The sequence below is a fragment of the Nitrosospira sp. Is2 genome, assembly GCF_033095785.1.
Classification (GTDB): domain Bacteria; phylum Pseudomonadota; class Gammaproteobacteria; order Burkholderiales; family Nitrosomonadaceae; genus Nitrosospira.
In genome coordinates this window covers 3,402,561-3,416,246 of record NZ_CP137134.1, presented here as the reverse complement: position 1 = coordinate 3,416,246, position 13,686 = coordinate 3,402,561, and the positions used below count along the sequence as shown (strand labels likewise).

Annotated in this window: 14 protein-coding genes; 5 read left to right on the top strand and 9 right to left on the bottom strand. The window is 53.5% G+C overall.

The features are described from left to right. Positions 1–4 precede the first annotated feature (4 nt). Positions 5–1,288 (bottom strand): NAD(P)/FAD-dependent oxidoreductase, encoded by a 1,284-nt coding sequence (locus tag R5L00_RS15025; protein ID WP_317652585.1) that lies wholly within the window; start codon positions 1,286–1,288, stop codon positions 5–7. A gap of 293 nt (positions 1,289–1,581) precedes the next feature. After that, positions 1,582–1,986, bottom strand: a complete 405-nt coding sequence (locus R5L00_RS15020) for a DoxX family protein (protein ID WP_317652584.1) — start codon at positions 1,984–1,986, stop codon at positions 1,582–1,584. A gap of 591 nt (positions 1,987–2,577) precedes the next feature. Between R5L00_RS15020 and R5L00_RS15015 the strand changes: the two genes are divergently transcribed. The 4 genes from R5L00_RS15015 (at position 2,578) to R5L00_RS15000 (ending at position 4,043) form a co-directional block, all read left to right on the top strand. Continuing rightward, on the top strand, positions 2,578–2,739 hold the full coding sequence (locus tag R5L00_RS15015) for a hypothetical protein (RefSeq protein WP_317654196.1): 162 nt from the start codon (positions 2,578–2,580) through the stop codon (positions 2,737–2,739). Continuing rightward, entirely contained in the window at positions 2,685–2,831 is a 147-nt protein-coding gene (locus tag R5L00_RS15010; RefSeq protein WP_317654222.1) for a hypothetical protein, read from the top strand. The genes R5L00_RS15015 and R5L00_RS15010 overlap by 55 nt, the downstream gene beginning before the upstream one ends. A 135-nt stretch (positions 2,832–2,966) precedes the next feature. Continuing rightward, the gene (locus R5L00_RS15005; RefSeq protein WP_317652583.1) at positions 2,967–3,419 is read left to right on the top strand and encodes a hemerythrin domain-containing protein; all 453 of its coding nucleotides are present in this window, start codon (positions 2,967–2,969) and stop codon (positions 3,417–3,419) included. Positions 3,420–3,425: 6 nt separating this feature from the next. Then, positions 3,426–4,043: a hypothetical protein gene (locus tag R5L00_RS15000; protein ID WP_317652582.1), complete on the top strand. Its 618-nt coding sequence runs from the start codon at positions 3,426–3,428 to the stop codon at positions 4,041–4,043. Between the two features lie 95 nt (positions 4,044–4,138). On the opposite strand, the gene R5L00_RS14995 is transcribed toward R5L00_RS15000, so the two are convergent. Together R5L00_RS14995 and R5L00_RS14990 are read right to left on the bottom strand one after the other, a co-directional pair. After that, the gene (locus R5L00_RS14995) at positions 4,139–4,687 is read right to left on the bottom strand and encodes an SRPBCC family protein (RefSeq protein ID WP_317652581.1); all 549 of its coding nucleotides are present in this window, start codon (positions 4,685–4,687) and stop codon (positions 4,139–4,141) included. 283 nt (positions 4,688–4,970) lie between these two features. Then, a complete protein-coding gene (locus tag R5L00_RS14990) occupies positions 4,971–5,339 on the bottom strand; it encodes a HAMP domain-containing sensor histidine kinase (RefSeq protein WP_317652580.1) in 369 nt (122 codons plus the stop codon). A gap of 980 nt (positions 5,340–6,319) precedes the next feature. Here R5L00_RS14990 and R5L00_RS14985 point away from each other — a divergent pair. Further along, positions 6,320–6,631 carry a KGG domain-containing protein gene (locus R5L00_RS14985; protein WP_317652579.1) on the top strand — a complete coding sequence of 104 codons (312 nt, stop codon included), beginning with the start codon at positions 6,320–6,322 and terminating at the stop codon, positions 6,629–6,631. 1,253 nt (positions 6,632–7,884) lie between these two features. On the opposite strand, the gene R5L00_RS14980 is transcribed toward R5L00_RS14985, so the two are convergent. From R5L00_RS14980 to R5L00_RS14960, 5 genes are all read right to left on the bottom strand, one after another. Continuing rightward, positions 7,885–8,364 (bottom strand): hypothetical protein, encoded by a 480-nt coding sequence (locus tag R5L00_RS14980; protein WP_317652578.1) that lies wholly within the window; start codon positions 8,362–8,364, stop codon positions 7,885–7,887. A 130-nt stretch (positions 8,365–8,494) separates the two neighbouring features. Beyond that, on the bottom strand, positions 8,495–9,259 hold the full coding sequence (locus R5L00_RS14975; protein WP_317652577.1) for a Crp/Fnr family transcriptional regulator: 765 nt from the start codon (positions 9,257–9,259) through the stop codon (positions 8,495–8,497). Positions 9,260–9,390: 131 nt separating this feature from the next. Next, complete coding sequence (locus R5L00_RS14970) at positions 9,391–9,780, bottom strand: ATP-binding protein (RefSeq protein ID WP_317652576.1); 390 nt, start codon at positions 9,778–9,780, stop codon at positions 9,391–9,393. 759 nt (positions 9,781–10,539) lie between these two features. Beyond that, positions 10,540–11,229 (bottom strand): endonuclease/exonuclease/phosphatase family protein, encoded by a 690-nt coding sequence (locus R5L00_RS14965; RefSeq protein ID WP_317652575.1) that lies wholly within the window; start codon positions 11,227–11,229, stop codon positions 10,540–10,542. 10 nt (positions 11,230–11,239) lie between these two features. Next, positions 11,240–13,444 (bottom strand): VTT domain-containing protein, encoded by a 2,205-nt coding sequence (locus R5L00_RS14960; protein WP_317652574.1) that lies wholly within the window; start codon positions 13,442–13,444, stop codon positions 11,240–11,242. Positions 13,445–13,686 lie beyond the last annotated feature (242 nt).

Genomic DNA, 13,686 nt, shown 5'->3' with positions numbered 1-13,686 from the left:
ATAATCATTCATTCTCCTTGCCATGCTGATGCGGGCGCGGCCTGATGATCATTCTCAAGGATTGGTCCCTGGTGAAAAAAGCCACTGCCCAGTTGGCTACTGTCATTAACCGATTGCGATAGGTGATCAGGGAAAAAAGATGCACGAACAGCCACGTCACCCACGCGACGAACCCCTGAAAATGCACCGCGGGTTTTGGAAGGTCCGCTACCGCCTTGTTTCTTCCGATAATGGCCAGCGATCCTTTGTCGTGGTATGCAAACGGCGTCAATGGCTGGTCATGGAGCATCGTGATAAGATTGGCGGCCAGATTTTCGCCTTGCTGAAGCGCTACTTGCGCCAATTGCGGATGCCCATGCGGAAAATTCCTGTCAGAGGTCAGCAGACACGTGTCACCTATAGCATAGATGTTCCGGGTTCCAACGACCTTGTTATATTCATCCGTCAGCAAGCGATTACCCGATCCATAACTTTCCTTGGGCATTCCCTCGAATACTCTCGAGGTCACCCCAGCGGTCCAGAACAGGATTTTTGTCTCAATGGTTTTTCCGTCCGTAAAGATTACCATATCGTTTACATAATCTTTTACCTGGGTGTTCAGACGTACTTCAACGCCCATTTTTCGCAGCATGGCATGGGCGTATTTTTGCGATGGTTCGCTCATTGCGCTTAATAGCGTGGATGAGCCATCAACCAGATAGATTCGCGGCTGAAGACCAATCAACTCGGGATAATCCCTGTGCAGGATAGTGTTGCGCATCTCCGCCAGCATGCCGGCAATTTCCACACCGGTGGGTCCCCCGCCGGCGATCACAACCGAAAACAGCTTTTTTTTCTTTGTTTCGTCGAGATCAATGGTTGCTTCTTCCATTTTTTGAAGCATGTAATTTCGTATTTCTATCGCGTCGTCCACCGTCTTCATCGGCAGCGCCGCCCGACGGATATTTTCCATGCCGAAATAATTGGTCTCGGTACCTGTGGCGAGCACAAGATAATCATAGGGCAGCTCTCCCGTGGACAGAAGCACCTTGTGGTCTTCGGGCATCACCTTTTGCAGCTTGCCCAACCGGAAGCGAATGTTCTCCTTGCCATGGAATAACTTCCGGAATGGATACGTAATATTGGAGGCATCCAGGAAGCCGGTGGCTACCTGATACAGGAGAGGAGGAAAAAGATGGTAGTTGTGGAGATCGACCAGCGTGACATGAAAATGCCCTGCCTCGGCCAAATGCTTGACCAGGTTCAATCCCGCGAAACCGCCTCCAATAATTACAATTTCTGTTTTCATTGTTCCGGTATTAGCGGGGTGGCTCTAGTGGGTTTGACTGCCAGGCCGGAAGCGGGTTGGGACAGTGAGCTGTGCTGATTTCAGGGAGAGCGCACCGGACTGTGCCCAGCGCCATGTCTCAGCTTCCGTCACCCGTTGGCCGTCCAGGGCATTGCAAAGAGATCAGGTTCGGCGGCATAGGAACGAGTAATATTGGGACGAGCAACGAATGATCGTATGCCATGGTTTCGCCAAGCTCACGTTACAAGCCAAACGCAGCGGGGGGGAATGCGTGGGATCGTTTACGCTGCAGGTCAGTCTGGTTTCACCGCCAGGCGACCGCTGCCGAGGAATACGATCGCAAGTCCGGATAAAAGGAAAAAGGCCTGCAGTTCCAGTGTCCAGCCACCCGTGTTCGTCAGCGCGAATACCTGGGACCGGTGAGCCAATCCAAGCGCAAATAACATGTTGCCGGCAATGAACAGGCCGCCAATACGCGAGTAGACGCCCAGAATAACCATTACTGCCCCGACGACCTCGCCCAGATAAACTCCATACGCCAGGAACGACGGCAGGTTGGAGGATACGAGCATTTTTCTGATGGAATCGAGAGACCCGGAATTCAGGACCTTATGGACGCCGTGAAACAGTATCAGGACGCCCACCATGAGGCGTACGATCAATTTGCCCAGGTCATCATAGCGAGACAATTTAAGCATGGTGTGACTCCCCTCGATTCAACAAAACGTTATATTGCTGCCGCCTGCCATTATCCTGGCAGACTTCTGTTTCGGCTGAAGCATCACGATCTTGCGGTTTTGGGCCATGACTAATCCAGCGCTCATCTTGATTCAGAAATGTCATGGCCTCATACTAACCCAAACATGTTGAGCATGCTGGCGAACACGAGTAGCGACGTTCCTGGTCGATTTCCTCCGCCCACCGATCAGCAGCGGTTCGGCGCGCGCGTCCATTCATCCATCTCATCGGTCCAAGGGTAGACAGGCGGGATGCATCGGAGGCCATGTGCTTCATTTTCAGCCGGTCACCGCGTATGGGAGGATTATGGATGGTGCCGCTTAAGCTGCACATCCTCATTTGCGGCACGCGTCCGGGCAGGCGAGGTCCCCGTCGTTGACGCAGTGGTTTTATCAGCTTGGCCAACAACATGGCAAGTTCGATTCGGCGCTGGTTGATCTCGCGGAAGTCAAACTTCCTATATATGACGAGCCGGAACGTCCGATTCTGTAGCGTTATCGCCACGAACATACGAAGCGTTGGCGGCAAGCATTGACGCGGCGGACGCGTATGTGTTCGTTACCCCCGGGTACAATTTTTGGCCGCCGCCATCGCTGCTGAACGCGGTAAATTACGTGTACAAAGAAGTGGAACTACGAGCCCTGGACCATTGTCAGTTATGGTGGCGTTTTCAGGTGGCGGGCGTTCCCCACTGGCGGAAAAGATCACGCTGACCACGCTAAAGATGCTGCACATGGTCGAGGCCGTGAGCGTGCAGAATGTTGCCACGCCGCATCGATGCGAACAACAATTTTGTGCCGGCTGAGCATCACCTGGATAGGATGGAATCGCTATTGAACGAGTTATATAAATGAAATGGGCGCTGGCACTGAAAACGATGAGGCAATGAGCAATTCGCGTCCGGACATCTGCATGACAATCCCTTCCAGTTCCCACTGAAATGCCGCGCCTCGGGGCTTTGCTTGAGTTGTCTCGTGACCACCATAGCGCGCTGGTAATGGCGCGCGACGCCAGGCGCGGGGCGGCTGCGAATGACAGTGCCATCTGGTTGGAGACCATTGCCCGCGTGGAAGAGCACTGGCGCCGCAACATGTCCGCGCACTTCGTCGAGGAGGAACGGCTGATAGAACTTGCCGGGGAGAAGCTCGACGCAGATGCGGTGGCGCGCGTTCTTTCCGATCATGCCGAACTGCGAATACTGGCTGCGGGACCTTGTTCGCTTGAGCCGCGGGCGCGGCTGAGGCGCTTCGGGGAGCTCCTCAGTGCGCACGTGCGCTATGAGGAACGCGTATTTTTTCCACAGCTTGAACCGCATGCTTGTACCGCAAGCGCAACTTCAACGGACCCGCTCAGCCCGAATCCGGCTTACCCTCATACAATTCCAGAAAGGTGACATCTCATGAAATTCCCGGACTTCTATGAACTTGCTCCCGTCGTACCTACGCGTGATCCGTTTGCGGAGATGTTGGGTGCGGCGCAAGATGGGATGCTGGAGTACAGCTACGTGGATGCCGTGCGTCTGGCGGGGCATTCCTGTCCGACCGTGGCGGGCGCCTTCCTGATGGGTCGCGCCGCCCTGGCCGCGCTATATCCGGAAGAACCTGCTGAAAGAGGAGCGATTGCCGTGCACATGCCCGCGCCCGAACACGAGGGCACCACCGGCGTCATGGCGCAGGTACTGACTTTGCTCACGGGCGCGGCCGCGGAGAACGGTTTTCACGGGATCCAGGGACGATTCAGGCGCAAGGGCTTGCTCAGCTTTGCCGAGCAGCGTGAAGGCGAGGCAATCATCTTCAAGCGCCTCGATACGGGCACGGCAGTGGCAGTGGAACTCGACGTTTCGCTGGTGCCGGGCGATCCGGCACAGGGTGGACGTCTGATGGCTATCCTGCAAGACCGCGCGGACGCTTCACAGCGCGGCGCATTCGCCGACGCGTGGCAGGCGCGCGTCCGACGGTTGCTGCTTGAGTTTGCAGATGATCCGAGGGTATTTCGCGTCACACCTGTGGTGACGTGACGGCAGGGCGCTTAAACACTTCGCGCCAAGCGCCAAGGTGAGGCGCGAAGATCAAGCACCAGGGACAAGCGGGAAAGTTGAACAGTATTAAACCCTCAGTGCTGAGGGACCGAGCCGCGCCATGCTCCGGTTTCTTTTCCCCGGTTTTCAAGAAATTCCTTAAAACGCCTGAGATCGCCCTTCGTGCGCATCTTCACAATCCCCAACGCATCCGCGACTTCTTCAATGAAGCCCTTGGGTCCGTATTCCATTTTCAGCACGATCCGGGTCCTGGAATCGGATAGCTCGTAGAAGCTCACCACCCCGCTATTCTGCACGCCACCGGTACTGCGCCAGGCAATCCGCGTATCTGGCACCTGTTCGGTTATTTCCGCGTCCCATTCTTCCTCTCTACCCCCGATTTCGGCGCGCCAGTGCAAGTGGGTGTCATCCAATTGACGTACTTCACGCACGCCATCCATGAACTTGGGAAAATCCTCGAATTGAGTCCACTGGTTGTACGCGGTGCTTACAGGCACATCGATTTCGATGGTTTCTTCGATCATTGACAGGTTATGGCCAGACTCGCGCGATCTTCTGAGCTGTTTGGATAACATCACTCCGCCGGCGGCCATGGCAGCCAGCGTTACAATTTTTCCTAGCATTTTCATCTCCTCTTTTCCTCAGATTATAGACCCGCTTCACCACTCGCCAAGCCCGGTATTCTCCGTTCGCTTTCCTGAAAAAAACGGCAATAACAATAAAGTGATTACGAATACAGTCACTGGTCTATAGGTCAACAATATCCTTCCTTGTCCCCATTATCTGTGCGGTGGTCAACGTAACGCAAGTTTCCTGAAGAAAAAAGAACGATCGCGTTTTCAGATGCCACTTTTTTTAACATCTGCTTGTGCTTTTAGGACGCTGCGTCCGGCTGCTATTCCAGGATCAATCCAATTTTCTTTCTAGCGCAGGAGCATCTTGATACGCCCTTGAGTCCAGTGGAATGTTTATTATGAAGGTTGTTCCCCGGTTTACTCCGCTATCGACTCCAACACTTCCGCCATGCTTTCCGCGACACTGCAAACATACGGCAAGCCTATACCCCAGCCCCTCCTTGTTCCCTTCTTTTGCAATCCCTGCTCTACGGAATACTTGAAATATATCCTTGACTTGATCGGAAGGAATAGAATTTCCTTCGTTATGCGCGCTCAATAGCAGGCGCTCATTCAGGGAATCAGTTTTAATTCGAATAGGGGTATCGGGACGGCCGTATTTCACTGCATTGCCAACAATATTTTCAATTGCCCTTTTCATTGCCTCTCGGTCCCACTTTAGCCATATTGCGAATAAATTGAAAGCGCGGGCCGCGCGTGACACTGGACTGATCGTGTACCTCCTTCACGAGCTCTTGTATGTCGAATTCTTCAAGACGAAGGTGCAACCGCTCTTCGGTTTGAAATTTTACGGAATCGGCCAATCTTGAATCATTCCATCCATGCGGCTGAGATTGTCGATAATTCCTTTAGCAAACGTCTTTATCTTGGCTAGATCGGCAGCGCTATTGATCAGCTCCGCATAAGGATAAGCATAAGCGTTTGATAGCGGATTTCGCAGGTCATGTGTAAGGGCTGGGACGAATCCTTCGCATAGCGCCGCTTCGGCAAGAGCGAAGCCATTTACTGCTCACGTATTGATCCGTCAACGGAAGCATTGATTACACCAAATTCATCATTGTTAAGCAGAACGTTATTTTGCTTTAGAACGTCAAAAATCGTCCATCTTAGTGTTTGATACTCTGAATAACCGGATGGAAATTGTAGTTCGTTAGCCGCGCTCGTTCTGCGCCATGCTCAGTGGCTACGGTACTACCTTCATCTGCCGTGGTTCCCGGGTAGTCAGGCGTAATAGCTTCTGCAAGGTTCCGGTATAGGGCTGGGAGGGTATCGATCAGAATTGGTGCGGTAATTTTTGGGCTTCCTTGACAGTCTGCCGAAGCCTTTTTCTACATTCAGGAATATTTCCTCTCGAAGCTCGAGCATTCTTCTGGCAGTTTGCGAAAGTTTATCAGGATCGTGATTCTGGTCCGTTGCCAAGGTCACAATCGTCATATTACTCACGTGTCAATAATAATTTCGCTCGAGTCGGTCATAAAACGTAACAAAACGTCTCCCAGCACACAGACCCAGCATAAGACAAAGTCCAATATGCTGAAACGCCCCGAAGAAGGGAACGCTCCAAGAGAGCAAAATTCGTAAGAGGGAGATTCTTTAATCACTCAAACCTTCGGAGATAATATGAGTTCAAAACAAGACAAGGATAGCAACAAAAAGGGTGACACCAGCAACCGTGGCTTTGCTTCGATGGACGCAGACAAGCAGCGGGAAATAGCCAGCAAGGGCGGCAAAGCGGCACATGAGAAGGGTACGGCTCACGAGTTCGATTCCGACGAGGCTCGGGAGGCCGGCAAGAAAGGAGGGGAGCACAGTCATGGCGGGGAAAAATCGGACGACCGTGGCGGTAGCAAGGAAGGTTCTTCCTCTTCAACGCGAGGTGGTTCTCAGGAGCAGCACGCGAAGGCTGGCAGCCAAAGCCATAAGAACAAGTAGCAGATGAAACACGGGAAGGGCTCTATCAGGCCCTTTCCTTTTGGCTCCCAAAAAGGCGCTGGAACATTACTCATGAGTAATGCATAGATGAAGATGTCATACAGGAGATACCTAATTGGATAAACCAATTATTCTTTGGAGAGAACATTTCTTCGTTCTTGCAACGGGGTGAATTTTAACTCCATCTATTCGGCGCAATAAGCGAAACCATCGAACTTTATTTCGTATATCTACTCAGCGGGCTCGTAGGGTACCGTCAATTAGTGTCCCCAGTTGCGGCGGCGTGACTGCCAAGTCAGCTTTAATAGCCTGAGCTGGCAAAGCGGGCGACGTGATCCATTTTTGAACGAAGTTGTTTCGCCGCGTATGGAGCGGATCGGCTTCACGCCGTTTCGTCTATTCGCAATTTTTAGTCTTGGGTATTTATCTGCGGTTGAAGAAGCAGCGAATTCGCATTCGCTACTGGACCACAACCAAGAAAATGTCGTCCAGATGCCAATATGGTTGCTATAGCTGGTTAAGAGACCGCTCTAGGATGGCGCTCCCCACAACCACGCCGCATGCCCCGAGTATAAAAATAAAACCTTTGTAAACCTGCCCGCTCTGAGGCGACCACTTGGAAAGTTTACAACTCCATCCTTCATAAATATGGGATCCGCTGACTTATCAACAGGTCTTTAATTCTACTTTTCGTATCAGCAAACCAGCCTCTTGTATGGAAGACGCAATTCTTAGCCAGCAGTTGTTATTAGGATTGAATATCGCATCATTACCATCTCGGCTCTACGCGGCTCAACATACTCAGCCGTTCAATACTGATTTTTTTCACGTCGGCCACACCAAGTTAGTCACCGCCTTTGAAAATCTATTTTAGGGCTTCTGATCGACCTAAAAGAAACCCCTTGGGTTTTAGCCCCAAGGGCCTTCTTGTTACCTACCACGCACGTCCTCTCGATAATGTCGAAAATACAAGGGCAGAGAAGTGACAGTCATTTCGAAGATAAAAGGACGATTTAAACTATTCACACCCTGCAACCTTGATATAGGCATCACCGCGGGACCGTCATCCGTTCGGCCACCTACGAGGCGTCTTGTTACCAAGCTACCACCCAGTATACTAAGCCGTTTACATGGGGCTTTTCGTCTGCAGCGTTACAGAAGTGAAGTGCGCACTGCCGATTACAAGAACGAGGCTCGGTCTTGCGGTGAACGCTCGTGCATAAGGCAGATCGGCGGCTAACTTATTACAATACTCATTGGCCGCCAGAACCTGATGAGCCTCCCGAGCTACCGGACCCTTGGGACGACCCAGCGCCTTGCCCATCCTGGCCGGCCGCCCCGCTTCCCTTTTTCCTTGTAGACATTGAAAATGAATCGTCCTTTCCGGATGTGCCCATCCCGGAAGTGTCGGTGGTGCCATCTCCCTGACTGCTTTTTTCATTGGTGACGCCTCTTTCAGACGATCCTTCCCGCCGAGGCTTTGTTCCCCCTGAGTACCCCGACCCCTCAGCGCCGGGTTTCCGGTACGCGCCCGGTTCTGGAGCTGGGCCCGACTTTTGCTCTCCCCCGGAACCTGCCTTTTTATCTACGGGACCGCCATGCCCCGACATGTCTCCACCCTGCCCAGTCTGGTCTCCGGCGCCGGCCGCGTGTGCCATGCCAGCAGCGCCGAATGTGATAAAGCCAGCAACCACCACAGATTTGGCCATATCTTTCAACATAAGATTTTTCATGATAGGTTCTCCTGATACTCGGCGAAATTGCCGTTAAGGGACTATCCTACGCAACATTATCCGACGTTCCGTGCGCTGGCGCACCGTGGGGCATAAGCCAGATTGACCCCCCGTTCAATCGCATCAAGATTTAATAACCATGCGCTTTTTTTAGTACGGCACGGGAATGCCGGACAGGGTCGGCACAAGGTTCGTTCAACAGCAAGCGGTCGTATTCCTTTTTGAGCGCTGCGTAACCTTCGCCTACCCGATCTTCCAGCAGTTTTCGATTCACCACCGTTATGTGTCTCCGCCGATATTGTATGGCGCCTTCACGCTGCAATATGGAGGCCGCCTCGCTTACACTCTCGCGACGCGACCCGATCATGGTGCTGACGAATTCATGAGTCATAACCATGGAGTCGCCTGATAAACGATCTAGCGTCATCAGGAAAAACGCGCACAGCTTTTGCTCAGTGGTTTGGCAAGCTTCCACCACGGACTGCTCCGTTTGAAGAAGCAACGCGTGACTAAAACGTAACAATTGCTGCTGTAAGACGCCCCCGGCCTCGAATTCCTTTTTTAAAATCTTTGCTTTAATCCGATACCCGTATCCAGGATTTTGTACCACGACGGTGGCGGGCGGGCTATTGCCGGCCAATAAAAGGAATATGTCCTCCACCCCCTCATTGCCAGTCATTGAAACGCGTTTGGAGATACCGGACTTACGGTTGTACATCCGCGCAACGATGCAGGTCGCCGGAAAATAGAGCTGGCTTGATCTGGCTCCGGGTTCCTGGATGACTTGACCAAGCGGCATGTCGACCCATTCAAGAAACGGTAGCAATCGCATTAATTCTTCATCGGGGAGAACGGCAAGAATCTTGTTTTGCCTTGGGCTGTGCAAAAATCGCATTGACATCTCCTCTTGCTGAATAGGTTAATTTAGGAAGTTACTAATGCCAACGCAGTAACTACTAAGTTATTTATTCTGATCAAGCTCAATGCTTCGACGAGTGTGGAGTCCCCCTTCCCTTTATAATCTCATCAGATTTCTGCAATTGGCGGGGGGCCGCCTGAGATCAATTCGATCCAGAACACGCTTCCCACCCAACCGGTGCTCTCAACACCAATGGTCCCTTCCATCATTTCGACCAATTTCCTGGTTACGGTTAAACCAATACCCGTACTTTTTTCACTACACAATTCCTGACCAAGCCGGTTATAGGCCTGGAACAGCTGTGCGAGCTTTTCAGGGGGCAACCCCAAGCCCGTATCCTTAACGCTGATGCGAATTCGCCCTGGAGGGGTATCCAATATGTCGTAACGTCTTACCGCTTGCAGACACTTGGCCTCATCCATTCGGGAATGGGAGGAAACTAGGTGGAGCGTCAGGAATTGGGGATTGGGGTGATTCAGGCCAGGCGAGGAAAACATAAGTAGCAAACTCCCTTATTCAAACGTGTTTTAAATGGAGAAAACAGGTTACTTGGGTTTTGCAACTCACCATAATTTTAGCTCGAAAAAGTACTGGTTGGGAAGCTGCCGGATACAGGTTATTGTCTTGGAAAGCGGCGCGATGACTACCGAAACGGAGAAATCCTTTTTGATGCGCCTTTTCGCTTTGGGAAAGCGCTGTGTATGAGAACACACGGGATGTTCAATTAACCGGGCGATACTAAATTCAGCATTACTATACGTAGTGTATTGCGTTGTCCACATCGGCTTGCGGGCGTCCTTCTTTAAGCCAAGACAGAATTGCAGTATCTAACGCAATGAGCTCTAAATGGAAATCAACAATTGCTCGCTATCGGAGCGAAGATACTGATCATGCACGATGAGCCGGAGGTTCTGGAACTTACACGGCTCCATGTTGATCCACTACAAGGCAGAGGTATCTGCCGCTCCTGGTGCTGCGGAAGGATCAGACCAAGTACAGAGGCACAGGCCCGACGTATTGTCAGCCACATTGGTACGCCCCATATGGATGGATACCAACTCATCCGAGAAGTTAGAAATCCTTCTGCATCCATGGCTGGTCAGACCCCAGCTGTCGCCCTCAGTGCATTCACTCGTCCGTAAGACCGCAACAGAGCAATTAATGCCGGTTCTCGGAGACATCTTTCCAGGCCTGTTGACATGCATGTCTTGATCGACACGCTTGCAAGTGTGACAGGGCAGGTAGGCCACTGAAACTCAATCCGTTTTGATGACCGCCTTCAATGGCAGATGATCGGATGCAATACGCGCGAGTTGGCTCGTATGAGCCTCCACTTTCTGGAGTCGACGCCGGGGGTGCACCCACAAGCGGTCCAAGGCCATGAAAGGCCAGCGCGACGGAAATGTCGGGCAGTGCGGCGTGGATTTGAAGTGCGCGTGCAGCCACCGCAGAGGGCGGCCCCACAGGAACCATTCGTTCAGGTCGCCCAGCAATACATAAATATCGGTAAGACCGATATCGAACAGCTTAAGAAGCTCGCGCACCTGATGACGCCGCTCGCCAGGCATCAGTCCGAGATGGGTCGCTACTATTTGCACACGCCGCCCATTGCCATCAAGCGTGACATTGAGCGCCCCGCGAGGCTCGCGCCCGGGCAGGCTCAGGTCAACCGGGTTAGAGGCCAGTATAGGAAGTCTCGTCAATATCGCATTGCCGTAATGCCTGCTTTCGCGCATAAGGTTGGGGCCGGCAATAGCCGTTAGTCCGGTTCTTGCCGCGAGGTAGTCCAGCAGATCGCAACCATCGACATCGTGGTGCTCCACTTCCTGCAGGGCTACCACGTCCACATCCAGTTCCTTCAGTACACCGGCGATGCGGCCGGGTTCGAAGCGCCCGTCGGTTCCGATGCATGCATGGATATTGTAGGTGGCAACGGTGAGGGACATTTTGCGCTGCTCAATCAGTTTCTGCTCTCAGGCGCGAAGCCCTGCGCCGGTTTTCCCACCGCCAGATCGCCCAACCGCTCGCGATGAGAATTGCGACGACGACTGCCAGCGTCGCGAAGGCGGGAAGATTGGGTTTCTCGATGGCCGCAGCCAGTCGTTCGGTAAAGACGGACATGCCGATAATGCCGGGCAGGAGCCCGATGGCGCTACCAAGGACGAAGTCGCGGAAGCGGATGCGCGACGCCCCGGCAACCATGTTGATAACCGTGAATGGCGCGAGCGGAATGATCCTGACGATGATGATAGTCATAAGACCGCGGCGGGCCAATCGCCTGTTCAGTTCCCCGAGCTTGCGGCCGGCAAATCGGCGCACGGTGTTACGGCCGAGTAGATAACCAAGCGAGAAAGTGAGCATCGCGCTTAATAATGCGCCGACGAGAGAATAAAGGAAGCCTTGCAAGGGACCGAAGACCAGTCCGCATACAATGATGAGCACAGTAAGGGGGAACGCGACCAGACCCGCGATGACAAAAGTGGCGAGTGCCAGGAATGGCGCGCTCGGCGCCTGTTTAAGTTCAACCCCGAGGGCTGTGAGCGTCTCAATGTTGATCCATTCCTTGAGAGGCGACCAGCGCCAGGCGATTGCAAGCGCAAGAACGACGAGAAGTGTGACGATAATCAGTGTAAGGTGATTGCGAGCCGGTTCGCGCTCTTCCTCGGGCACAAACCCATTGATCAGCTCGTCGGGATTGATCGGCTGGTCGGGGTCGATGACCTGGATATCGGGCACCAGTTCGTCCATCTCCGGCGTTACCTTCAGTTGCATCGGTCGGAGGTTGCGGCCCGGGCCAGACAAGCATTCAATGGCTCGGATCAATGAACCCTCGTGTTCAAAAACGGCTGCGATTTCTGCCGGATCCTTGCCCAGATGTTCCCCCAGCAATCGATGACGGAAAGCCGCCACCGCATTTTGAATGCGCGCTTCTCCATTGGCCTCAATTACCAGATCGCATTCCGTGTCGACCCCCATGGATCGATTGTTGAGATTCGCCGAACCGATACGGAGGAGTTCGTCATCGATGAGGATGATTTTGGAGTGAACATTGACACAATCGTCGTCCAAGCCTGGCACCTCCGGCCAGTAGAGGCGCAAACGGTTGTAATGGTCGGCGTTAAGCAGTTGCTTGAACAACCGCTCGCGCAGCACGTCCATGGTACTTTGAGACAGCCAGCCGGCGGTCTGCACCGGAAGCACGATGACGATTTCCGGGCCATCGGGATCTTCCAGGCGTCGCTGCAAAGCAGCTACCACCTTATTGGCGGTAAAATATTGCGCTTCGATATAAATCGACTTGTGCGCCGCCGCAATCGCGTCCAGCAGGAGCGGCTCGATCTCGCGCACCTCAGCCTGGTTCTCGTATGCAGGTACCGTGCGGGCTATCGCAACCGGGGCGTTTTCCAGTTCGCAAGAGAGGTACTGCGGCCAATAGCTCGGCCCGGAAGGGACGTGAGGCGTGTCCAGTGCTTGCCCGGTGGCGAGCATCCAGCGTTCACGCGCCAGGTCGCCGAGCGTGATAGCGATAGGGCCGCGCACCATCATCTGGATATCGTGATACGGTTGTGGCACAGGTCCGGCGCCAAGATCACAGCGGCGGAGGTCATCAGGCCGGTGCTCGGGCGTATCCCAGCGGCCGGTTGTCAAATCCAGACCACCCACGAAAGCCACCTTGTCGTCCACGACGACAATTTTCTGGTGATGAGAGCCGCCCGGCGGATACCGGTCATCCAGATGGAAGTGCAGCCGCGGATGAGCTGTCCATTCTTCCTTGAGCAGGGGCAGCCACTCGCGATCTGCCGCCATGAGCATGGGAAAGTCCCAATCCAGCACGTAAATATGCAGTTGATCGTTGCGCTTGAGCATGCTGTTGAGAAACGCCGCCAGCGTGAAGGGAAAGCCGTCGGGTTCGTGTTCCCGCGCCAGTTCCACCCGGCTATCGATATCCCACGCGATAATCAGAACGGAACGCTGAGCCTGTTTGACCACCTCGCGAAAGGCACGAAAATACTCGGCGCCATCCACCAGAAACGCGACCCGGTCGGCGTGCTCGATGCGCCAGCAGTTCCTGCCCGGATCAAGGATAGGGGACCGCCCGGCATAGCCGGGCTCTTCGCCGTTTTCCTTGTCCGCGTCAATTGTCGGGGAAGGCTGTTCCATTTTGTATCCGCACCGCTGTGGTATGCTTTATTGGGTTGCAATCTGGCTCGAATGTTCCCGCTTATCGTTTATTTGGAGACCCCCAAAAGCGCCTGGATACGGCTACCGGTCTGTCGGAGAGGTAAGGCTCATACTTATCCGTATATCCGGAAGTATGTCGGTATGCGCGATGTATCTCTGTACGAAGTCGTACATAACAGGGGTGGAATGTCCACCGCCAGCTCAAACGCACGCGGCGGTAA